The 19910-nt window shown below is 72.8% G+C and carries 20 protein-coding genes and 2 pseudogenes; 16 read left to right on the top strand and 6 right to left on the bottom strand.

Features of this window, described 5'->3' with window-relative positions; all coding sequences use genetic code 11:
* Window positions 1-11 precede the first annotated feature (11 nt).
* Window positions 12-809: a tyrosine-protein phosphatase gene (locus ACH4KB_RS22950; RefSeq protein WP_398067742.1), complete on the top strand. Its 798-nt coding sequence runs from the start codon at window positions 12-14 to the stop codon at window positions 807-809.
* A gap of 130 nt (window positions 810-939) precedes the next feature.
* Here the strand turns inward: ACH4KB_RS22950 and ACH4KB_RS22945 are convergent, their stop codons facing one another.
* Together ACH4KB_RS22945 and ACH4KB_RS22940 are read right to left on the bottom strand one after the other, a co-directional pair.
* Complete coding sequence (locus ACH4KB_RS22945; protein WP_398067741.1) at window positions 940-1470, bottom strand: hypothetical protein; 531 nt, start codon at window positions 1468-1470, stop codon at window positions 940-942.
* The gene (locus ACH4KB_RS22940; RefSeq protein ID WP_398067740.1) at window positions 1467-2045 is read right to left on the bottom strand and encodes a hypothetical protein; all 579 of its coding nucleotides are present in this window, start codon (window positions 2043-2045) and stop codon (window positions 1467-1469) included. The genes ACH4KB_RS22945 and ACH4KB_RS22940 overlap by 4 nt, the downstream gene beginning before the upstream one ends.
* A 221-nt stretch (window positions 2046-2266) precedes the next feature.
* Here ACH4KB_RS22940 and ACH4KB_RS22935 point away from each other — a divergent pair, with 221 nt between their 5' ends.
* Both ACH4KB_RS22935 and ACH4KB_RS22930 read left to right on the top strand, forming a co-directional pair.
* Window positions 2267-2671, top strand: coding sequence for a DUF1992 domain-containing protein (locus tag ACH4KB_RS22935; protein ID WP_398067739.1), 405 nt, complete (start codon window positions 2267-2269; stop codon window positions 2669-2671).
* A 31-nt stretch (window positions 2672-2702) separates the two neighbouring features.
* On the top strand, window positions 2703-3206 hold the full coding sequence (locus ACH4KB_RS22930; RefSeq protein WP_398067738.1) for a GNAT family N-acetyltransferase: 504 nt from the start codon (window positions 2703-2705) through the stop codon (window positions 3204-3206).
* Window positions 3207-3285: 79 nt separating this feature from the next.
* On the opposite strand, the gene ACH4KB_RS22925 is transcribed toward ACH4KB_RS22930, so the two are convergent.
* Window positions 3286-3666, bottom strand: a complete 381-nt coding sequence (locus ACH4KB_RS22925) for a VOC family protein (RefSeq protein WP_398067737.1) — start codon at window positions 3664-3666, stop codon at window positions 3286-3288.
* Window positions 3667-3869: 203 nt separating this feature from the next.
* Here ACH4KB_RS22925 and ACH4KB_RS22920 point away from each other — a divergent pair, with 203 nt between their 5' ends.
* The gene (locus tag ACH4KB_RS22920) at window positions 3870-4418 is read left to right on the top strand and encodes a DUF6328 family protein (protein WP_398067736.1); all 549 of its coding nucleotides are present in this window, start codon (window positions 3870-3872) and stop codon (window positions 4416-4418) included.
* A 6-nt stretch (window positions 4419-4424) separates the two neighbouring features.
* Here the strand turns inward: ACH4KB_RS22920 and ACH4KB_RS22915 are convergent, their stop codons facing one another.
* Together ACH4KB_RS22915 and ACH4KB_RS22910 are read right to left on the bottom strand one after the other, a co-directional pair.
* Window positions 4425-5234 (bottom strand): VOC family protein, encoded by an 810-nt coding sequence (locus tag ACH4KB_RS22915; RefSeq protein WP_398067735.1) that lies wholly within the window; start codon window positions 5232-5234, stop codon window positions 4425-4427.
* 275 nt (window positions 5235-5509) lie between these two features.
* Entirely contained in the window at window positions 5510-5851 is a 342-nt protein-coding gene (locus ACH4KB_RS22910) for a DUF6479 family protein (RefSeq protein ID WP_398067734.1), read from the bottom strand.
* Between the two features lie 231 nt (window positions 5852-6082).
* On the opposite strand from ACH4KB_RS22910, the gene ACH4KB_RS22905 reads away from it, so the two are divergent.
* The 9 genes and pseudogenes from ACH4KB_RS22905 to ACH4KB_RS22865 all read left to right on the top strand — a co-directional run.
* A complete protein-coding gene (locus tag ACH4KB_RS22905; RefSeq protein ID WP_398067733.1) occupies window positions 6083-6472 on the top strand; it encodes a hypothetical protein in 390 nt (129 codons plus the stop codon).
* A gap of 61 nt (window positions 6473-6533) precedes the next feature.
* Window positions 6534-7103 (top strand): 2Fe-2S iron-sulfur cluster-binding protein, encoded by a 570-nt coding sequence (locus ACH4KB_RS22900; RefSeq protein ID WP_398067732.1) that lies wholly within the window; start codon window positions 6534-6536, stop codon window positions 7101-7103.
* Window positions 7100-8101 (top strand): FAD binding domain-containing protein, encoded by a 1002-nt coding sequence (locus ACH4KB_RS22895; RefSeq protein WP_398067731.1) that lies wholly within the window; start codon window positions 7100-7102, stop codon window positions 8099-8101. The genes ACH4KB_RS22900 and ACH4KB_RS22895 overlap by 4 nt, the downstream gene beginning before the upstream one ends.
* A gap of 72 nt (window positions 8102-8173) precedes the next feature.
* Window positions 8174-10273 carry a xanthine dehydrogenase family protein molybdopterin-binding subunit gene (locus ACH4KB_RS22890; RefSeq protein ID WP_398067730.1) on the top strand — a complete coding sequence of 700 codons (2100 nt, stop codon included), beginning with the start codon at window positions 8174-8176 and terminating at the stop codon, window positions 10271-10273.
* Between the two features lie 211 nt (window positions 10274-10484).
* Window positions 10485-10943, top strand: coding sequence for an ATP-binding protein (locus ACH4KB_RS22885; RefSeq protein ID WP_398067729.1), 459 nt, complete (start codon window positions 10485-10487; stop codon window positions 10941-10943).
* Window positions 10944-11105: 162 nt separating this feature from the next.
* Window positions 11106-12518, top strand: coding sequence for an NADP-dependent succinic semialdehyde dehydrogenase (locus ACH4KB_RS22880; protein ID WP_398067728.1), 1413 nt, complete (start codon window positions 11106-11108; stop codon window positions 12516-12518).
* Between the two features lie 42 nt (window positions 12519-12560).
* Window positions 12561-14948: a phosphoketolase gene (locus tag ACH4KB_RS22875; RefSeq protein ID WP_398067727.1), complete on the top strand. Its 2388-nt coding sequence runs from the start codon at window positions 12561-12563 to the stop codon at window positions 14946-14948.
* Window positions 14949-15050: 102 nt separating this feature from the next.
* A pseudogene (locus ACH4KB_RS22870) lies at window positions 15051-15185 on the top strand (D-2-hydroxyacid dehydrogenase family protein); the annotation flags it as partial.
* A 165-nt stretch (window positions 15186-15350) separates the two neighbouring features.
* Window positions 15351-16175 (top strand): annotated as a pseudogene (locus ACH4KB_RS22865) (D-2-hydroxyacid dehydrogenase family protein); the annotation flags it as partial.
* Window positions 16176-16203: 28 nt separating this feature from the next.
* Here the strand turns inward: ACH4KB_RS22865 and ACH4KB_RS22860 are convergent.
* Entirely contained in the window at window positions 16204-17319 is a 1116-nt protein-coding gene (locus ACH4KB_RS22860) for a chemotaxis protein (RefSeq protein ID WP_398067726.1), read from the bottom strand.
* Window positions 17320-17438: 119 nt separating this feature from the next.
* Between ACH4KB_RS22860 and ACH4KB_RS22855 the strand changes: the two genes are divergently transcribed.
* From ACH4KB_RS22855 to glsA, 3 genes are read left to right on the top strand one after another with little or no spacing between them, the layout of a single operon-like run.
* Window positions 17439-17933, top strand: a complete 495-nt coding sequence (locus tag ACH4KB_RS22855; protein ID WP_398067725.1) for a DUF1269 domain-containing protein — start codon at window positions 17439-17441, stop codon at window positions 17931-17933.
* Window positions 17934-17991: 58 nt separating this feature from the next.
* A complete protein-coding gene (locus ACH4KB_RS22850; protein ID WP_398067724.1) occupies window positions 17992-18540 on the top strand; it encodes a hypothetical protein in 549 nt (182 codons plus the stop codon).
* 13 nt (window positions 18541-18553) lie between these two features.
* Window positions 18554-19903, top strand: a complete 1350-nt coding sequence (glsA, locus tag ACH4KB_RS22845; protein ID WP_398067723.1) for a glutaminase A — start codon at window positions 18554-18556, stop codon at window positions 19901-19903.
* Window positions 19904-19910: the final 7 nt, after the last annotated feature.

Raw genomic sequence — 19910 nt, 5'->3', positions numbered from 1 at the left:
GGCAGTTCATCGTGCAGACCGCCCGGACCGTTCCGGCCGCCACCGTTGTCAATCTGCGCGACCTGGGCGGTATCGCCCTGGGCCGTGACCGCCGGGTGCGGCAGGGCGTCCTGTTCCGCTCGGGTCAGCTGAGCGAGCTCGACCCGGCGAGCGACCGGGCGGTGTCCGCGCTCGGCATCCGCACCGTCGTGGACCTGCGCACCGCCGACGAACGCCAGTGGGCCCCGGACCGGCTGCCGGACCGGGCCAGGCTCTTCGTCGCCGATGTGCTGGGCGACCACCCGGGTGTGGCGCCCGCCCGGCTGCGGTCCCTGCTCGCCGACCCGGTGGAGGCGGAACGGACGCTGGGGGGCGGCAGGGCAGAGGAACTGTTCGCCGAGACCTACCGGAAGATGGTCCTCTCGCCGGGTGCCGCGGCCGCCTACCGGGCCTTTCTGGAGACGGCCGCCGACCCCGGTGCGCGCCCGGTGCTCTTCCACTGCACGGCGGGCAAGGACCGTACCGGCTGGGCGGCAGCCGTTCTGCTGATGCTCCTGGGGGCGGCCCGTGCGACGGTGCGGTCGGATTTCCTCGCGGTCAATCCCGCCGTACGCGCTGCCTTCGCCCCGTACGTGGCGAAGTTCCTGGACGGTGGCGGCGACCCCGCCGTCGCCGCGGCGATCATCGAGGTCCGCCCCCGCTACCTGGATGTGGCGCTCGATGCCATGGACGAACGCTGGGGCGGCCTCGACGGTTACGTGCGCGACGGGCTGCGCGTACCCGACGCCGCACTGGATCGGCTGCGCGACGGCCTGGTGATCCGGGGCTGAACCGGCCGCCCTTCCGTGCCGCCGAGGCAAGGGCGGGGCACGGAAGGGCGGGGGCACGGAAGGGTGGCCGGTCCGGCCGGGCGTCTCCCGGCCGGACCGGCCACCTCGCGACCTGCTGTCGCGGCCCCGGCTACAGGCGTACGAGGCGTTCCGTCAGGTCGCGGTAGTGCTGGAGGGCGATCCGCAGATCCTCGGTCTCCGCCCCGGTGGCGGGGTCGCTCCCGTCCTTCCCCGCGCGCAGGCGGCGCCCGCGCTCCTCCAGGGCGGCCCCGAGGCTCGCGACGACCTCGTCGAAGGCGGCGTCGGCCTCCCGCACCGCCCGGTGCGGGTCCTCCACGAAGCCGGTCACCGCCTGCTGGATCCGGGCGGCGAACGCCTCCCGCTCCTCGGGGGCGAACAACGGCCTGCCGGGGTGGGGGCCGCCCTCGGCCGTCCCCCGGCCGGCGTCCGGCCCGGCTTGGGGGACCGTGTGGCCCGGGGTCTCGGAGACCGTGGGCCCGGGGGCGGTACGGGGGTCCGCCCCGATAGGGCCGGCCGGCTCCTCGCCCGTGACCGTCCTCGGAGCCGTCACGGGAGCGACCGGGCCCCTCACGGGCGTACCCGTGTCGATGGGGCCGGCGCCCTCGGGCAGACCCGTCTTTCCGTTCGGTGTCCGCGTCATGATGTACCGCGTCCCTTCACCAGATGCCTGTTGCCGTGCTCACGTCCCGACGGACCGTCCGCGAGGAGGCCGTCGAAGAGCCCGCGGGCCTCCATCAGGGCCTCACGCATCTCCTCGGTGCTCACATCCCCGCGACGGGCGGCGTGCACCCGGCGGTAGCCGTCGACGTGCGCGGCGTGGTGGACGGAGAGCGCGTCCGTACGGTCCTCGAAGTCCTCGCCGTCCGGGAAGCCGCGCTCGCGCGACAGATCGGCCAGCAGCGCGTCGGCCTCGGTGAGCGAGCGCTCCGGCGATTCCACGAACAGCTCCTGGGCGCTCGCCCAGCGGGCGGCGTACCGTGCGCGCGCCTCCTCGGTCAGCGGGCGCTCGTCCAGGTGCCCGTGCCGCCTCACCCGGTCGCCGAGCTCCCGCTCGGCCGCCGCGGTGTCCCCGCCGTGCCGCGCGACCACACGGTCGTACTCCGGCCCGAAGCGGCCGCGCAGCCCCCGGCCGCCGACCGGACGTCCACGGAGAAGGAAGAAGGCGGCGATGGCCGCCACGGCGACCACGGCGATGATGATGATCGCTGTCGTCATGGCTACCGCCTCCGGCGTTCATCGGCCGGTACGTAGCTCTGCTGTCGCACAGTGGTCAACCCCTTTCGATCCGAGCCCGGCGGCAGCCGCCGGGCGAGGTGCAGGGGTTCGTGTACCCCCGGATCCCCGTTCGAGGCAGCGGCTCTCCGCCGGGAGGGCTCCGCGCACCGCTCTGTGTAGGGTGAGAACGTCGGATCGGCGGAGGGTCGGAGGGGCACGCGATGACGGAGCGCAAACCACCGGGAGTCAGTTTCGAGTCCTGGGTCGACCGGCAGATCCACGAGGCGGAGCAACGCGGCGACTTCTCCGCGCTCCCGGGTTTCGGGAAGCCGATCGCCGGCCTGGAACGCCCGTACGACGAGGCCTGGTGGATCAAGCAGAAGATGCAGCGGGAGGGCGTGTCGATGCTGCCGCCCGCGCTGGCCCTGCGCAAAGAGGCGGAGGACGTACCCCGCGCGGTGGCCGCGGCCCGCACCGAGGCCGAGGTGCGGCGCATCCTGACCGAGGTGAACGAGAAGATCGAGCGGGCGATCCGCAGGCCTCCCGAGGGCCCGCCGCTGCGGCTGGTCCCCTTCGACGTGGACGAAACCGTCCGCCGCTGGCGCGAGGAACGCGACCCGGCCTGAAGCCGCCACCACGGTGCCGCATACTCGCCGTATGGAATCGGACAGGGCAGGGCGGCGGCGCGGACGCGCACCGCGGCGTGCCGACGTGACGGTCCGCCGGGCCTCGGCGGGCGACGCCGGCCGGCTGACCCGGCTCGTCCGCACCTCGGGCGCCTACGAGGGCCCGTACGCCCCGATGGTCGAGGGCTACCGGGTCGGGCCCGACTACATCGAGGCGCACCGGGTCTTCGTCGCCGCGGACGGCGGTACGGGCCGGATCCTCGGCTTCTACGCGCTGCTTCTCGACCCGCCGGAACTGGACCTCATGTTCGTCGCCGACTCCGCCCAGGGGCTCGGTGTCGGCCGGCAGCTCGCCGCCCATCTGCGCGAGGAGGCGCGGAGCGCCGGACTCACGGGCGTCCGGATCGTCTCCCACCCGCCCGCCGAGGGCTTCTACCGGCACATCGGAGCCGAGCCCGTCGGCACCGTGCGGGCCGACCCGCCGGCGGTCATGTGGGACCGCCCCGAACTCCTGCTCCGCATCGGCCGAGGCTGAGGCGCGCCCCGCCGGGAACGACCGGAGCCCGGCCGCAGTGTGCGGGCCGGGCTCCGGGACGGGGTGCTTCAGAAGCCGGTCAGCCGCCGTACGGGCGGGTGATCAACTCCATGCCATGACCGCTCGGGTCGGGGAAGTACACGCCCCGTCCGCCGTCGTTGTGGTTGATCTCGCCGGGAATCCTCTGATGGGGATCGGCGAAAAAATCGATCCCCAGAGCTTGGATCTTCGCGAACGCGCTGTCGAACTCCGCCTCCGAAATGAGGAAGGCGTAGTGCTGCGGGGTGATCGAAGCGGCGGGAACCGTCGCGAAATCCAGCGTGACGCTGTTCGCGAGAACGACCGGAACGAACGGACCCCACTCTTCTCCGACCGTCAGGTCCAGCAGCTCCGCCAGGAATTCGGCGGACTCGCGGTTGTCCCGGCAATGGACGATGGTGTGGTTCAACTCGACTGACACGGTGGAATGCCTCCAACGGGCATCTCACGGGCTACCTCCACGCCTCACCCGGCCGGTGACCGACGCGCGATGCCCTGCCGTGATCATAGGCGGGCCGCGCACACCGGTCCATGGGGTTACGCCCGTGCCCGTGGGGAACCTGTGAGATCCGGCCATCGGCACGCCGCCCCCGGCCGGGCCCCTCAAGGAGAAAGGGAGGCCACGTGACATCCAGCAGAGGCCGTCAGGAGACCCAGGAGGAGCGGGCGGACCGGCAGTGGTCCGAACTGCTCCAGGAACTGCGTGTCGCCCAGACCGGGGTGCAGATCCTCTTCGGTTTCCTGCTCGCGGTGGTCTTCCAGTCGCGGTTCGCGGAGCTGGGCGACACCGACCGGAACATCTACGTCGTCACGGTGATGCTCGGCTCGGCGACCGCGGCGGCGCTCATCGGCCCGGTGTCGTACCACCGGCTCCTCACCGGTCGCCGGATGAAGCCCGAGACGGTCATCTGGGCCTCCCGGATGACGGTGCTCGGCCTGGTGCTGCTGTTCTGCACGATGTGCTCGGTGCTCCTGCTGATCCTGCGCGTCGCCCTGCACAACCAGCTGGCCCTGTGGCTCGTGGGAGCGATGGCCCTCTGGTTCGTCGCCTGCTGGTTCGTCTTCCCGGTATGGGCCCTGGCCCGGGGGCGCTCCGGCCGACCGGAGACCGACGACGAGGAAAGGGGCGGGGGCGGGGCCGAGCCGACCGACCGGGGGAGCGACGCCACCTGAAGCGGATCAGGCCGGGCTGCGCACATCGGTCACCGCGAACAGCGCGCCGTCCGGATCCCGCAGGGTGACCTCGGTGCCCCCGAAGCCGGTGCGCTCCTCGACGAGGGCGCCGCCGTGCCGCCCGGCCGCGGAGACCGTCGCCGCAAGGTCCGTCACCGGGAACTGGACCAGCCAGTGCGGGCGCACCGCCGGGTCGACGGCCGCCTCCACGGCCCCGGAGCTGATCCGGGCCAGCGGATGTCCCTCGCACCGCACGATGACCTCGTCGCCCTCGTAGGCGACATCGCAGCACCCGGGCCGCCCGCTCGCCCAGTCGAGCACCTCGCCGTAGAAGATCGCCGCGTCGAAGGCGTTACGGGTCCGCAGCCGCAGCCATGCGTGCGCGTGGTCGGCCGGGGCCGGCGGCGAGGCCGAGTCCTCGGTGCGCTCCCAGAGGCCGAAGGAGGCTCCGTCCCGGTCCGACGCCAGCACCCCGCGCCCCTTGCCGAGCGTCAGCGGTCCCACCGCCACGGTCCCGCTGCGCTCGCGGACCCGGGCGGCGGCCACGTCCGCGTCCTCCACCGCGAAGTACGGCGTCCAGGCCACCGCGACCTGGTACACCGAGGAGACGGCGAGGACGCCGGCCACCGGCACCTCGCCGCGGTAGGCCACGGCGTAGTCCGCCCCGAGCCGCCCGGGGCGGAACGACCAGCCCAGGACCTGCGCGTAGAACCGCTCGGCGGTCTCCAGGTTCCGGGTCATGAGAGTGACCCAGCACGGTGCGGCCGGCCCCGTGAGCGGTGCTGCCGAGGCCGTACGGGGATCGCTTCCGGTCATGGTCCACTGCCTTCGTCGGGGAGCGGCGTCCTGCCCTGCCGCTGCGGTCCAGCAACCAGCCTCGACCGGCCCGCCCGGTCCCGCAACGCGGGGGCCCGGGTCAGCCACGTGGAGCAGCAGCAGCCCGATGCCCAGCGAAGCCGCCGCTCCCGGACCACACTCCCGGTGGTCAGGTGCGGGACCATGCCCGCCATCGCCAGGGTCGCGCCGAGAACCGCCGAGCCGGCCCCCTCCTGCGCGGAGGGGGCCGGCCTGATGCGCCCCGGGACGGCCCGTCAGCCGCGCGGCCGCTCCTCGTCGGGCGGCAGCGGACCGTTGCCGTGGTCCTTCAGCTCGTACGGGGACAGGGCGTGGCCGTCCTCGGGGAAACGGTCGGAGGAGTGCGGGTCGTGCTCCTCGATGTGGGTGCGCTGATCCGGCTTCTCCGGCTGCTCATGGGGCTGGGGCGGCGGCGGCTCGGCGTCGTGCTTGCGCTTGGTGAGGATGAAACCGCCGATCAGCAGGGCGACGACGGCCAGCCCCACGATGGGCAGGACGACCCCGAGCGCCCCCGTGCTCGCCGCGAGCGGGACCTCGGCCGACGCCTCGACCGCATTGACTGCATTCAGAACATCCATGCAATGCGCATACCCCGGGAGAAGGGCATCAGTCAGCTATTCACAGCAATTCATGTTTTATGGGTATCTCAGGGGAAACGCGTTTCAAGACCGTGGGCCAGGACCGCCCTCCTGCCCGCTCTCCGGAAGCTCAAGCCCCTCTTCCGGACGCTTCCCCGTGTCGCCGTCGGCCGGATGCGGGGTCAGCCTGGAGTGGTCCCGACGGCCGGCACCCCAGCGGAAGGAATCACGGTGAACAGCACCCCGGAGCAGAGCGGCGAACATCACCCGGAGGCCCGGGAGGTGGTGGTCTCGCTCAGCCGCTGTGACACACAGGACGCGCGGACCGTGTTCGACGTGCTCGCCGCCGCCTTCGCGTCCGACCACCCGATGGGAGAGACCCCCACACCGGCGTCGGGCCCCCGCCCGACCGTCTGGGTCACCACCGTGGACGTGTCCGAACCGAGGGCGGCGGCCACCCCCGCCCGCCTCACCGAGCCGGTCACGGTGGACGCCCAGGGCGGCTACTGGGCCGTCGACCGGCTGCGTACCCACCTCACCGGCGCCTTCGCGGTGAGCGTCGTCGGCACGGCCGCCGGCGACCAGGAGCAGGAGGTCAGGCTGCGGCTGGAGAGCCGCTGACGGCCCGGACGAGAACCCGACCGGGGTGACCCAGCCCCGCGGCGAAGCGAAAGGCGCGCGCATGGATTCCCTCGCTCTGGGGGCCGACCTCGAACCGGAACCGGTCGTCGACGAACACTCCACCGTGACTCTGCACGTCAACGGTGACCCGACGACCCTGACCGTCGACCACCGCACCACGGTCCTGGAGACGCTGCGGGAGAGCTTCGGGCTCACCGGGGCCAAGAAGGGCTGCGACCACGGCCAGTGCGGGGCCTGCACGGTCCTCGTCGACGGGCGGCGGGTCAACAGCTGCCTGCTGCTCGCCGTCGCCCAGGACGGCGCCACGATCACCACCGTGGAAGGGCTCGCCGACGGCGAGAGCCTGCACCCGGTGCAGCGGGCGTTCGTCGAACGGGACGCCCTCCAGTGCGGCTTCTGCACCCCGGGCCAGCTCTGCTCGGCCGTGGGCATGCTCCGCGAGGCCGCGGACGGCCACCCCTCGCACGTCACCGAACCGGACACCGCCACCGGACCGGCCGGACCCGTCGCACTCGACGCCGACGAGATCCGGGAACGGATGAGCGGCAATCTGTGCCGGTGCGGGGCCTACCCCCGGATCGTCGAAGCCATCGAGGACGTGATCGAGTGAAACCGTTCGGCTATGTGCGCCCCGCCTCCACCGACGAGGCCGTCCGGCTCTGCGCGGAAGGCACCGGCGCCCGCTTCCTCGGCGGCGGCACCAATCTGGTGGACCTGATGAAACTCGGTGTGGAGACGCCCCGGGTCCTCATCGACGTCGCCGGGCTGCCACTGGACCGGGTGACCCGGACGGCCGACGGCGGCCTGAGCATCGGCGCCACCGTGCGCAACAGCGACCTCGCCGCCCACCCCGACGTGACGGGGAGCTACCCCGTGCTGTCCCAGGCGCTGCTGGCCGGGGCCTCCGGCCAGCTCCGCAACTCCGCCACCACCGGCGGCAACCTCCTCCAGCGCACCCGCTGCCGCTACTTCCAGGACGTCGCCAAGCCCTGCAACAAACGGCTCCCCGGCTCCGGCTGCCCCGCACGCGAGGGCACCCACCGCGACCTCGCGATCCTCGGGCACTCGCCGGAGTGCGTGGCCACCAACCCGTCCGACATGGCCGTGGCCCTCGCCGCGCTCGACGCGGCCGTGGTCCTCCTGGGCCCCGAGGGCGAACGGGCCGTCCCCCTCACCGAGTTCCACCGCCTGCCCGGGGACAACCCCGACCAGGACACGGTGATCAGGCCCGGCGAGCTGATCACCGAGGTGGTGCTCCCGCCACCGGCGCCCGGGGCGGCCACCCGCTACCGCAAGGCCCGCGACCGCGCCAGCTTCGCCTTCGCGCTCGTCTCCGTGGCCGCCACGCTCCGGGTGGACGCCGGCCGCGTGGAACACGCCACGCTCGCGTTCGGCGGCGTCGCCCACCGGCCGTGGCGGGCCCACCGGGCCGAAGCAGAGCTGCGCGGTGCTCCGGCCACGCCCGCCGTGTTCCAGCACGCCCTGATCGCCGAACTGGCCGAGGCGCGGCCGCTGCGCGACAACGCGTTCAAGGTGGACCTGGCCCGCAGGCTCGCCCTCGACGTGCTCGGCGAGCTCACCGCCCGGCAGCCCGCGCGGACCGGCTGAACCGCACGGCGCCTCTGCCCGCGCGCCCACCGCCCGCCCGCCCGCACCACCGACCCCCGAGGACCCACCGCCATGACCACGCAAGCCCCGCAGTTCCCCGGTGCGCCCGTCGTCCGCAGAGAGGCCCGGGACAAGGTCACCGGAACCGCCCGCTACGCGCTCGACCGCACGCCCGCCGGCTGCCTGTACGCCTGGACCGTCCCGGCCACCGTCGCGGCCGGACGCGTCACCGCCGTACGGGCCGTCGACGCCCTCGCCGTACCCGGCGTCCACTCCGTTCTCACCCACGACAACGCGCCCGAGCTCCAGGAGCCCGACGACCCGATCCTCGCCGTGCTCCAGAACGACCGGGTCCCGCACCACGGCTGGCCGATCGCGCTTGTGATCGCGGAGTCGCTGGAGGCCGCCCGGACAGGTGCCGGGGAACTCCTCGTCGAGTACGAACGCGATCCGCACGACGTCACCCTCACCGAGGACCACTCCGGCCTCTACACGCCCGACGAGGCCAACGGCGGCGAACCCGCCGTCCGGGTGCGCGGCGACGTGGAACGGGCCCTGGCCGCCTCGCCCGTCCAGGTCGACGCCACGTACCGGATGGTCGCGCTGCACAACCACCCCATGGAGCCGCACGCAGCCACCGCCGTGTGGGAGGAGGGCCACCTCACCGTCCACGACTCCAGCCAGGGCTCCACCAAGGTCCGCGAGAGCCTGGCCCAGGTGTTCGGCCTGGACCCGGACCGGATCACCGTGGTCTCCGAGCACGTCGGCGGCGGCTTCGGCTCGAAGGGCACCACCCGCCCGCAGGGCATCCTGGCCGCGATGGCCGCCCGGCACACCGGCCGTCCGGTCAAACTCGCCTTCCCCCGGGCCCAGCTCGCGGAAGTCGTCGGCCACCGGGCCCCCACGATCCAGCGGGTCCGGCTCGGCGCGGAGCTGGACGGGGTGCTCACCGCCGTCAGCCACGAGGTCGTCACCCAGACCTCCACCGTCAAGGAGTTCGTCGAACAGGCCGCCGTGCCCGCCCGCGTCATGTACGCCTCGCCGCACAGCCGGACCGCGCACCGGGTGACCGCCCTCGATGTCCCCAGCCCCTCCTGGATGCGCGCCCCGGGGGAGGCCTCGGGGATGTACGCCCTGGAGTCCGCCATGGACGAGCTGGCCTGCGCGCTCGGCCTTGACCCCGTGGAGCTGCGGCTGCGCAACGAGCCGGAGACCGAACCGGACAGTGGCCGCCCCTTCAGCAGCCGCGGCCTCGCCGCCTGTCTGCGCGACGGTGCGGCCCGGTTCGGCTGGCACGACCGCGACCCCCGGCCCGCCGCCCGCCAGGAAGGCCGCTGGCTCATCGGTACGGGCGTGGCCTCGGCGACGTACCCCGTCCTCGTCTCCCGGTCCACCGCGACCGCCCACGCCGCTCGGGACGGCTCCCTGCGCGTCGAGGTCAACGCCACCGACATCGGCACCGGGTCCCGTACCGTCCTGGCCCAGATCGCCGCCGACGTACTCGGCGTCGCCCCGGAGGCCGTACGCGTGGACATCGGCTCCACCGACCTGCCCGCCGCCCCGCTGGCCGGCGGCTCCTCCGGCACCGCCTCCTGGGGCTGGGCCGTGCACAAGGCGGCGACCGGCCTCGCCGCCCGCCTCGCGGAGCACACCGGCCCCCTGCCCGCCGAGGGAATCGCCACCACCGCCGACACCGAACAGGAGACCGGCGAGGAGTCCCCGTACGCCCGGCACGCCTTCGGCGCGCACTTCGCCGAGACGGCCGTCGACGCCGTGACCGGCGAGGTCCGCGTACGCCGCCTCCTCGGCGTGTTCGCCGCCGGGCGGATCCTCAACGCGCGCACCGCACGCTCCCAGTTCACCGGCGCCATGGTGATGGGCATCGGCATGGCCCTCACCGAGGGCTGCGGCATCGACCCGGAGTTCGGTGACTTCACCGCCAAGGACCTCGCCGCCTACCACGTGCCCGTCTGCGCCGACACGGCCGACATCCAGGCGCACTGGATCGACGAGGACGACCGCCACCTCAACCCGATGGGCTCCAAGGGCATCGGCGAGATCGGGATCGTCGGCACCGCCGCCGCCATCGGGAACGCGGTCCGCCACGCCACCGGCGCCCGGCTGCGCGAACTGCCCCTCGCCCCGGACACCCTGCTGCCCTATCTGCTGTGACGCTGCCCTATCGGCTGTGACCGTCCTGCGACGGGCACCCCCCCCACCAGCACGGACGGCCCACCTGTTGCGCGTCCGGCCTACGCGACGCACCCTGATGAGTGACCCAGAAGTGATCTGCGCTCACGCTTCGTGTTCGGGGAACGTTCGTACGACGGGGTGAAGTACGACGGGGTGAAGGACGTGGGCCTCGTGGTGAGGAGCCTCGACGATGACCGTTCCACTCGACCGGCACTACTCGGTCGAAACGCAGGTGTCGGCAGAGCGCGTTTCCCAGGTGCGGCGGATCGTCGCCGCACACCTTCGTCACTGGAGTCTCGACCTGCACGTCCGGCCGGTGTGCCGGGCTCTGGACGAGCTCCTGACCAACGTCCACCGGCATGTCGGCGACGGCACCACCTGCGTCCTCGAACTCCGCTGGACCGGGCGGCACGTGACCGTGTCCGTCGCGGACGACAGTGCCCGGATGCCCCGGCTGCTGCCGGCCGGCGGCGGGCTGAGCCGGGTCATGGCCCTGAGCGACAGCTGGGGCACCTGCCGGACCACGGACGGCAAAGTGGTCTGGTTCACCCGCTACGCCGAGGCGCCGCAGCCCGCGGGTCTGCTCCCGTACGCCCCGCTGCCCGGCGTCCGCACCGCCCGCCACGTTCCCCTGGCGGCGCTCGTGTAACCGCCGGGAGGAGCGGCCCCCTCAACCGGCCGACGCGGAACGCGCTGCCCCGGCACGCATGATCCGCGTCGGCCGGGTACGTGCGGGGGAGGGGAGGGCCGCGTTGCGCGGACCGGTGCGGCGCGGCACGGTCGGAGTACCGATGCAAAGGAGGCCACTGCCATGCCCATCGCGACGGTCAACCCCGCGAACGGCGAACTGATCAGGTCATTCGACGCCCTCGGCGAGGAGGAGACCGAACGCAGGATCGCCGCCGCCGCGGAGACCTTCCGCCAGTACCGCGTCACCCCCTTCGAGCAGCGGGCCGGCTGGCTGAACCGGGCCGCCGACCTCCTCGACGAGGACCGCGACACCATCGCCCGGACGATGACCGTCGAGATGGGCAAGCCCGTCACGGCGGCCCGCGCGGAGGCGGCCAAGTGCGCGAAGGCGATGCGCTGGTACGCCGCCCACGCCGAGGCGCTGCTCGCCGACGAACACCCGGACCCCGACGACGTGAAGGACTCCGGCGCCACCGGCGCGCTGGTCCGCTACCGCCCCCTCGGCGTGGTCCTCGCCGTGATGCCGTGGAACTTCCCGCTCTGGCAGGTGGTGCGCTTCGCCGCCCCCGCGCTGATGGCGGGCAACGTCGGACTTCTCAAGCACGCGTCGAACGTGCCCCAGACCGCCCTCTACCTGGAGGATCTCTTCCACCGTGCGGGCTTCCCCGCCGGCTGTTTCCGGACGCTCCTGATCGGCTCGGGCGCCGTCGAGGAAGTCCTGCGCGACCCGCGCGTCGCCGCCGCCACCCTCACCGGCAGCGAACCGGCGGGACGCTCCGTCGCCGCCACCGCCGGTGACGAGGTCAAGAAGACCGTGCTGGAACTCGGCGGCAGCGATCCGTATCTCGTCCTGCCCTCGGCGGACGTGGAGAAGGCCGCCGCCACCGCCGTCACCGCCCGCGTCCAGAACAACGGCCAGTCCTGCATCGCCGCCAAGCGCTTCATCGTGCACGCCGACGTCTACGACGCGTTCGCCGAGCGGTTCACCGCGGGCATGCGCGCCCTGACCGTCGGCGACCCGCTGGAGGAGGGCACCGACATCGGACCGCTCTCCACCGAACAGGGCCGCTCCGACCTGGAGGAACTCGTCGACGACGCCGTCCAGCGGGGAGCCGAGGCGCTGTGCGGCGGACGGCGTCCCGACAAGCTCGGCGGCGGCCTGGAGAACGGCTGGTTCTACGAGCCCACCGTGCTCGCCTCCATCACCACCGCCATGCGCGTCCACCGCGAGGAGACCTTCGGCCCGGTCGCCACCCTCTACCGGGTCGCCGACCTCGACGAGGCGATCCACCTGGCCAACGACACGCCTTTCGGCCTCAGCTCCAACGTCTGGACCCGCGACCCCGGGGAGCAGGAGCGCTGCGCCCGCGACCTGGAGGCCGGCGGGGTCTTCTTCAACGGGATGACCGCCTCGCACCCGGCCCTGCCCTTCGGCGGCGTCAAGCGCTCCGGTTACGGCCGTGAGCTGGCCGGACACGGCATCCGCGAGTTCTGCAACGCCACCACACTCTGGTACGGACCCGAGGCGTCCTGAGGCCCCGCCCGTGTGCCGTCACCCGATGAGGAGACCTGCTCCGTGAGCGACCCCCGTACGCCCTCCACGCCCTCCGCCCTCTCCGACGACGAACTCGCCGCGCTCGACGCGCACTGGCGCGCGGCCAACTACCTCGCCGTCGGCCAGATCTACCTGATGGCCAACCCGCTGCTGACCCGGCCGCTCGTCCCCGAGGACATCAAGCCGCGGCTGCTCGGCCACTGGGGCACCTCGCCGGGGCTCAACCTCGTCCACACCCACCTCAACCGGGTGATCAAGTCCCGGGACCTGAGCGCCCTGTGCGTGTGGGGGCCCGGCCACGGGGGACCGGCCGTCCTCGCCAACTGCTGGCTGGAAGGCAGTTACTCCGAGACCTACCCGGACGTCGGCCGGGACGCCGAGGGCATGGGGCGGCTCTTCAAGCAGTTCTCGTTCCCCGGCGGCGTGCCCAGCCACGTCGCCCCCGAGACGCCCGGCTCCATCCACGAGGGCGGCGAACTCGGCTACGCCCTCGCCCACGCCTACGGAGCCGCCTTCGACCACCCGGACCTGGTGGTGGCGTGCGTGGTCGGCGACGGCGAGGCCGAGACGGGTCCGCTCGCCGCCTCCTGGCACGGGGACAAATTCCTCGACCCGGTCCACGACGGAGCCGTCCTGCCCGTCCTCCACCTCAATGGCTACAAGATCGCCAACCCGACGGTCCTCGCCCGCATCCCCGAGGAGGAGCTCGGCCAACTGCTCCGCGGTTACGGGCACGACCCCCTGTTCGTCAGCGGCGACGACCCGGCCGCCGTCCACCGGGCACTGGCCGCCGCCATGGACACCGCCCTGGACCGCATCGGCGCGTACCAGCGGGCCGCCCGCGAGGACGGCGCCACCGAGCGCCCCCGCTGGCCCATGATCGTGCTGCGCACCCCCAAGGGCTGGACCGGCCCCGAAGAGGTCGACGGACTGCCCGTGGAGAACACCTGGCGCTCCCACCAGGTCCCGCTCTCCGGCGTCCGCGACCACCCGGAACACCTGCGGCAGCTGGAAGCCTGGCTGCGCTCCTACCGGCCGGCCGAACTCTTCGACGCCGACGGCCGCCCCACCGAACAGGTCCTCGCCTGTGTGCCCGAGGGAGCGGCCCGGCTCGGCTCCACCCCGTACGCCAACGGCGGGCTGCTCCTGCGCGACCTCCCGCTGCCCGACCCGGCGGACCACGCCGTACGGGTCGACAAGCCCGGCACCGCCCTCCACGAGCCGACCAAGGTGCTCGGCGGCTTCCTGGAGAGCCTGATGGCCGCCACCGCGGACCGCAGGGACTTCCGCGTCGTCGGCCCCGACGAGACCGCCTCCAACCGGCTGGACGCGCTCTACCGGGCCACCGGCAAGGCCTGGCAGGCCGGCACCCTGCCCACCGACGAACACCTCGCGCACGACGGCCGCGTGATGGAGGTGCTCTCCGAACACCTCTGCCAGGGCTGGCTGGAGGGCTACCTCCTCACCGGACGGCACGGGCTCTTCTCCAGCTACGAGGCCTTCGCCCACATCGTCGACTCCATGGTCAACCAGCACATCAAATGGCTGCGCACCTCGCGCCGGCTGCCCTGGCGGCGGCCCATCGCCTCCCTCAACTACCTGCTCACCTCACACGTCTGGCGCCAGGACCACAACGGCTTCTCGCACCAGGACCCCGGCTTCGTCGACCACATCCTCAACAAGAGCCCCGAGGTCGTGCGCGTCTACCTCCCACCGGACGCCAACACCCTGCTCTCCGTCACCGACCACGCGCTGCGCAGCCGGGACTACGTCAACGTGATCGTCGCCGGGAAGCAGCCGACCTTCGACTGGCTCACCCCGGACGAGGCCCGTGCCCACTGCGCGCGCGGGGCCGGAGCCTGGGAGTGGGCCGGGACCGAGGACGGGAGCCGGGAACCGGACGTGGTCCTCGCCTGCGCCGGGGACGTACCCACTCAGGAGACGCTGGCCGCCGCCGGCCTGATCCGCCGCCATCTGCCGGAGCTGGCCGTGCGCGTGGTCAACGTCGTCGACATCGCCCGCATGATGCCCGACGCGGAGCACCCGCACGGCATGCCGGACTCCGAGTACGACGCCCTGTTCACCCGCGACAGGCCGGTGATCTTCGCCTACCACGGCTACCCGTGGCTGATCCACCGGCTTGCCTACCGCCGCAACGGCCACGCCCACCTCCATGTGCGCGGCTACAAGGAGGAAGGCACCACGACCACGCCGTTCGACATGGTCGTCCGCAACGACCTCGACCGCTACCGGCTGGTCATGGACGTCATCGACCGGGTACCCGGGCTCGGCGTCCGGGCCGTCGCCGTACGCCAGGAGATGGCGGACGCCCGCACCCGCCACCACGCCTGGATCCGCGAGCACGGCACGGACCTGCCGGAGGTCGTCGACTGGACGTGGGGCGGCTGACGGCGCCGGTCACCGGATCTGTTCCCACCGGCCGGCGTTCTCGCCGACGGGGCGATGAGCGATCATGGGCGGCGACCCGAGACCCACCCCGGAGAGGCCGCCATGAAGCTGCGCTGTGCCGTGATCGAGGACTTCCAGTCCGTCGCCACCACCGTCGTCGACTGGTCGCCCGTGACCGCCGACGTCGAGGTCGTGACCTTCACCGAGCACCTCGCCACCGAGGACGAAGCGGCCGCGGCCCTAGGGCGTGTCCGGCGGATCTTGACCGGGTCCGCGGCGCCTGGCACGGCACCTCGCGGCGTTGCCGAAACGCCCGAATCGCTCCGCGATGAGGACGTTCCAGCGCCTTGCGATGCACCGCACCAGACGCCGCGGCCTATCCGGCCCTGATCCGCCGGACACGCCCTAGCCGACTTCGACCTCGTGGTCACCCTGCGCGAACGGGTGCCCTTCCCGGCGGAGCTGTTCGCCCGGCTGCCCCGGCTACGCCTGCTCGTCGCCTCCGGCATGCGCAACTCCGTCATCGACCTCGACGCGGCGAGGCGGCACGGCGTCACCGTCTGCGGCACCGCCAGCTCCTCCACCCCGCCCGTCGAGCTGACCTGGGCGCTGCTCCTCGGCCTGGCGCGCGGGATCGTCCCCGAGGCCGAGTCGCTGCGCTCGGGCGGCCCCTGGCAGTCCACCCTCGGCGCCGATCTGCACGGGCGGAGGCTCGGGCTGCTGGGACTCGGAAGGATCGGCGGCCGGGTGGCGCGCGTGGGCCTGGCCTTCGGCATGGACGTCGTGGCGTGGAGTCAGAACCTCACGAAGGAACGGACCGACGAGGTCGGGGCGGAGCCGGCGGCCTCCAAGGAGGAACTGCTGGCCTCCAGCGACTTCGTCTCCGTCCACCTGGCGCTCGGCGACCGGACCCGGGGCCTGATCGGCGCGGCCGAACTCGCCCTGATGCGCCCGACCGCGTATCTGATCAACACCTCCAGGGCGGCCGTCGTCGACACGGACGCCCTGCTCGCCGCCCTGCACGCCGGCACCATCGCCGGGGCCGCGACCGATGTGTTCGACACCGAGCCGCTCCCGGCCGGTCACCCGCTCCGCACGGCCCCGCGACTGCTGGCCACCCCGCACCTGGGCTATGTGTCGCGCGCCAACTACGAGACCTACTACGGCCAGGCCGTGGAGAACATCAGGGCCTTCCTCGACGGGCAGCCACTCCGCCGCCTGGGCTGACGGCCAAGGGCCCGCCCAGGGGCTTCGGTCAGTAGCGGAGCGCCGCCGCGATCCGGCCGTGGTCCGCCAGCGAACCGTCCTCGACGAAGACCACATCGGCGCCGCCGTCGAGCGCGGCTTCGACCAGTTCGTCGACGATGTCCTCGCGGATCGTGCCGTCCGCGCTCTGCGTGGTTCCCCCGGGCACCGGCTCCAGGTGCCCGGCGGTCACCTGAACGGCCGCCTGGAAGTGCTCCTCCACCGCGACCAGCCCCGCCCGGCCCTCACGGACGGCGGCCCACACCTCGTCGAGCCCGCCGGCGAAGGAGTGGGCGCTGCGGGCGTTGTCGAGGCGGGTCTCCACCTCCTCGGCCGCCCGGCGAGCGCCCTCGTCGAGGGCGGGCCGCAGCTCATCGAGGACCTCGGCGGGCGACAGGTCGGCCGGTGCGCCCTTGGTGACCCGGCCGACGGCGGACCCGGAGCTCTCGCCGACCTCGTCCAGCAGGGCGAGGGCGGGGGCGAGACCCACCAGATACAGCGGGCGCGGGTCGTCGGCGAGCACCGTGCGCAGCTTCTCGTCCACATCGCGGAAGAAGTTCCGCGTCTCCTCGTCGGTGAAGAGGCTCGGTGTGTCCCCGATCCGCTCCTCGCGCTGCGGGTTCGGCGGCTCCTTCGGCGCGGTCAACGGGAAGCCGTTCGTCTCCTCCGGGCGGATGCCGTCGCCCGTGCCGATCCACAGCGTCGCGTGGTCGGCGGCGACCGTCAGCGCCCGGAAGGGCCGGGTCTGGGCCTTGGCCGCGACGAGGTTGCGGGTGAGGTAGGTATCGCTGAGCACCACCCGTTCGGGTGCGGTGCGCGGCAGCTGCCAGATCCAGTACTCGTCGGTGGTGGCGAGGAGCACCAGGGAGTCCATCGCCGCTCGCGGGTCCACCTCGCCCGCCGCCCGCTCCAGCTGGCGCACGAGGGCGGCCCGCACCTCGCGGCTGACCTGCGGATCGGCTTCGAGGCGGTGTCCGGCGTCCGCCACCAGGTTTCGCAGGCGGACCGGGTCCTGGGCGTTGTCCGGGGCCTTGCGGTGGGTCGGCATGGTCAGGGACAGGGCCGGATAGGGCCGGGTCGCCCGCAGCTCCCGCAACAGGTCGGCGGTCAGGGCGTCCGTATCCATCGTTCCCTCCCAGGGCTCGAACCCGCTCCCGAATGAAGCGGATGCTTCGACGAGTCAATTCATACCTTTTGATCCTAATATGAGCGAGTTGTTGCCCTGGAAGTGCAGGAGGTTGCGCGATGTCCACGCTCACCGTGTGGAAGTTCCGGACGGCCGAAGGCGCGGAGAGCGTCGAGGAGGCGCTGAAGTCCCTTCAGAAGGAAGGGCTGATCAAGATCCTCGACGCGGCGGTGGTCAGCTGGCCCGCCGACCGGGCCAAGCCGCGTACGAGACAGCTGCTCAACCTCGTCGGCGCCGGCGCCCTCAGCGGGACCTTCTGGGGCATGCTCTTCGGCCTGATCTTCCTCATGCCGCTGCTGGGCGCGGCCATCGGGGCGGCTGCCGGGGCGCTCGGCGGGAGGCTCGCGGACGTCGGCATCGACGACGACTTCATCGCCGAGGTCAAGGAGAAGGTGACGCCCGGAACCTCGGCGCTGTTCCTGCTGACCATGAACGAGGTGCCCGAGCGGATCGGCGCACAACTGCCCGGCGACGGCGCCGAACTCCTCCACAGCAACCTCGACACCGAGCGCGAGGCGAAGCTCCGCGACATCTTCGGCGACGAGACGGTGTGACCCGCGCACAGCCCTTCCCTCCTCTCGCACCCCCTCTCCTGGATTGGACGGACCGTCCGTGAAGCCGAAACTCCCCGCGCGCCGAGCCGTACGCGCCCTGGCCCCCGTCGCCGTCGCGGCCCTGCTGTTCGCCTCCACGGCGGCCTGCGACTCCGACACCAGCAGTGAAGGCACCGACCAGGGCGTCCACACCCTCACGCCCGAACCGGAGGAATCACCCTCCGAGGCGCCGAGCCCCCGCACCCAGGAGAGCTTCGCCGCCTCGGTCTCCGCCGAGTCCGAACGCGTACGGCAGGAGGCGGCGAAGCGGCTGGAGGAGGCCGAGGGCCGGGGCAACGCCGTCGGCGACGTCTCGGTCAACGGACTGCCGCTCACCGCGTCCGAGGAGGTCCGCAGCGCGCTCGTCCGGGTCACCAACCCCACGGACAAGGCCACGTTCTTCGCTGTGAAGGTGGAGTTCGTCGACGCCGGGGACAAGGTGCTCGACACGGTCGTCGTCGGCATCGAGGACGCGCCGCCGGACCGTACGGTCACCGCCCGGGCCAACAGCCGCAAGGCCGCCGGGGTGAAGACCTTCCCCCGGGTCGCCCAGGCCGAGCGCGGCTGAGGACGCGCGGGCCATGAGCGCCGCCGACGCGGTGACCGACTCCCTCCAGAACCTGCGCGACCGGTTCGCCGGCGTACGGGAGGGGAAGCCGGCCGACTACATTCCCCAGCTGGCCCTCGCCGACCCGGACGCCTTCGGTCTCTCGCTGGTGAGCATGGACGGACACCGCTACGTCGCGGGCGAGGCCGAGGTCCCCTTCACCCTCCAGTCGGTCTCCAAACCGTTCGTCTACGCTCTCGCGCTCTCCCTGCTCGGCCTCGACGAGGTGAGCCGCTGGGTCGGCGCCGAGCCGAGCGGCGAGGCGTTCAACGCCATCAGCCTCGAACCCGGTACGGGCAGGCCTGCCAACGCCATGGTCAACGCCGGTGCGATCGTCACCACCGCGCTGATCCCCGACACCCAGGACGAACCCGCCTTCGACCGGATCCTGCACTGCCTCGGCTGCTTCGCCGGGCGCGAACTGGACGTCGACGAAGAGGTGTTCAGCTCCGAGTCGGTGACCGGGGACCGCAACCGGGCGCTGGCGTACCTGATCCGTTCCACCGGCACCATGCCCGTCGACCCGGTCCTGGCGGTCGACCGCTACTTCCGTCAGTGCGCGATCCGGGTCACCGCCGTCGACCTGGCCACGATGGCCGCGACCCTCGCCTACGGGGGCGTGAACCCGGTGACCCGCGAGCGCGTCGTTTCCGCCGAGGTCGCAGCCCGGGTCCTCGCCGTCATGGCGACCTGCGGCATGTACGACGGCTCGGGCGAATGGCTGCTGCGCGTCGGCCTTCCCGCCAAGAGCGGGGTGTCCGGCGGCCTCATCGCGGTGGGGCCCGCCCGCTTCGGCGTGGCGACCTACAGCCCGCCGCTGGACGCCACCGGCGGATCGGTGCGCGGTCACGCGGCACTGGAGGCGATGTCGGACCGCTACGGGCTCCACCTCATGCTCAACCCCGCGCTCCCCGGCTCCACCGTCACCCTCGTCACCACCGCGGACGACCTGCCGTCGGCGCCCTCGGCCGGGCACGAACGCATCCTCCACGAACAGGTCGGCGTCGTCGTCGCCCAGGGGTCCATCGACTTCACGGCCGCGGAGCGCGTGCTGTACGCCCTGGACGAGTCCGGGCCGGACGGGGGTTCGGTCGTCCTCGACCTGCACGACGTCACGTCCGTCGACTCCGTGGCCCTGGCGATGCTGCACACGGGGCTCGCCCGGCTCGCCGGCGACGGACGGCGCGCGGCGGTGGTCGACCCGAACGATCTGCTGGGCCCGCCCGACCTCGTGCGGGAACGGACCGGCCAGGACCTGCCGCGCTACGCCACCCGTGAGGGCGCCGTCGAAGGCTGCGCGCAGGCCCTGTCCGGGGAGGACTGAGCCGTAC

The sequence above is a fragment of the Streptomyces sp. NPDC017520 genome (genome assembly GCF_044329855.1).
Classification (GTDB): Bacteria; Actinomycetota; Actinomycetes; order Streptomycetales; family Streptomycetaceae; genus Streptomyces.
The sequence above is the reverse complement of the archived record's forward strand: the minus strand, read 5'-3'. Positions and strand labels throughout refer to the sequence as shown.

Bases quoted from the DNA above. Each gene is read 5' to 3' on its own strand.
- glsA (WP_398067723.1), top strand. From the start codon at position 18,554: ATGAGCGCCGCCGACGCGGTGACCGACTCCCTCCAGAACCTGCGCGAC.
- ACH4KB_RS22910 (WP_398067734.1), bottom strand. From the start codon at position 5,851: ATGGATGTTCTGAATGCAGTCAATGCGGTCGAGGCGTCGGCCGAGGTC.
- ACH4KB_RS22915 (WP_398067735.1), bottom strand. From the start codon at position 5,234: ATGACCGGAAGCGATCCCCGTACGGCCTCGGCAGCACCGCTCACGGGG.
- ACH4KB_RS22860 (WP_398067726.1), bottom strand. From the start codon at position 17,319: ATGGATACGGACGCCCTGACCGCCGACCTGTTGCGGGAGCTGCGGGCG.
- ACH4KB_RS22885 (WP_398067729.1), top strand. From the start codon at position 10,485: ATGACCGTTCCACTCGACCGGCACTACTCGGTCGAAACGCAGGTGTCG.
- ACH4KB_RS22940 (WP_398067740.1), bottom strand. From the start codon at position 2,045: ATGACGACAGCGATCATCATCATCGCCGTGGTCGCCGTGGCGGCCATC.
- ACH4KB_RS22880 (WP_398067728.1), top strand. From the start codon at position 11,106: ATGCCCATCGCGACGGTCAACCCCGCGAACGGCGAACTGATCAGGTCA.
- ACH4KB_RS22855 (WP_398067725.1), top strand. From the start codon at position 17,439: ATGTCCACGCTCACCGTGTGGAAGTTCCGGACGGCCGAAGGCGCGGAG.
- ACH4KB_RS22930 (WP_398067738.1), top strand. From the start codon at position 2,703: ATGGAATCGGACAGGGCAGGGCGGCGGCGCGGACGCGCACCGCGGCGT.
- ACH4KB_RS22890 (WP_398067730.1), top strand. From the start codon at position 8,174: ATGACCACGCAAGCCCCGCAGTTCCCCGGTGCGCCCGTCGTCCGCAGA.
- ACH4KB_RS22935 (WP_398067739.1), top strand. From the start codon at position 2,267: ATGACGGAGCGCAAACCACCGGGAGTCAGTTTCGAGTCCTGGGTCGAC.
- ACH4KB_RS22900 (WP_398067732.1), top strand. From the start codon at position 6,534: ATGGATTCCCTCGCTCTGGGGGCCGACCTCGAACCGGAACCGGTCGTC.
- ACH4KB_RS22945 (WP_398067741.1), bottom strand. From the start codon at position 1,470: ATGACGCGGACACCGAACGGAAAGACGGGTCTGCCCGAGGGCGCCGGC.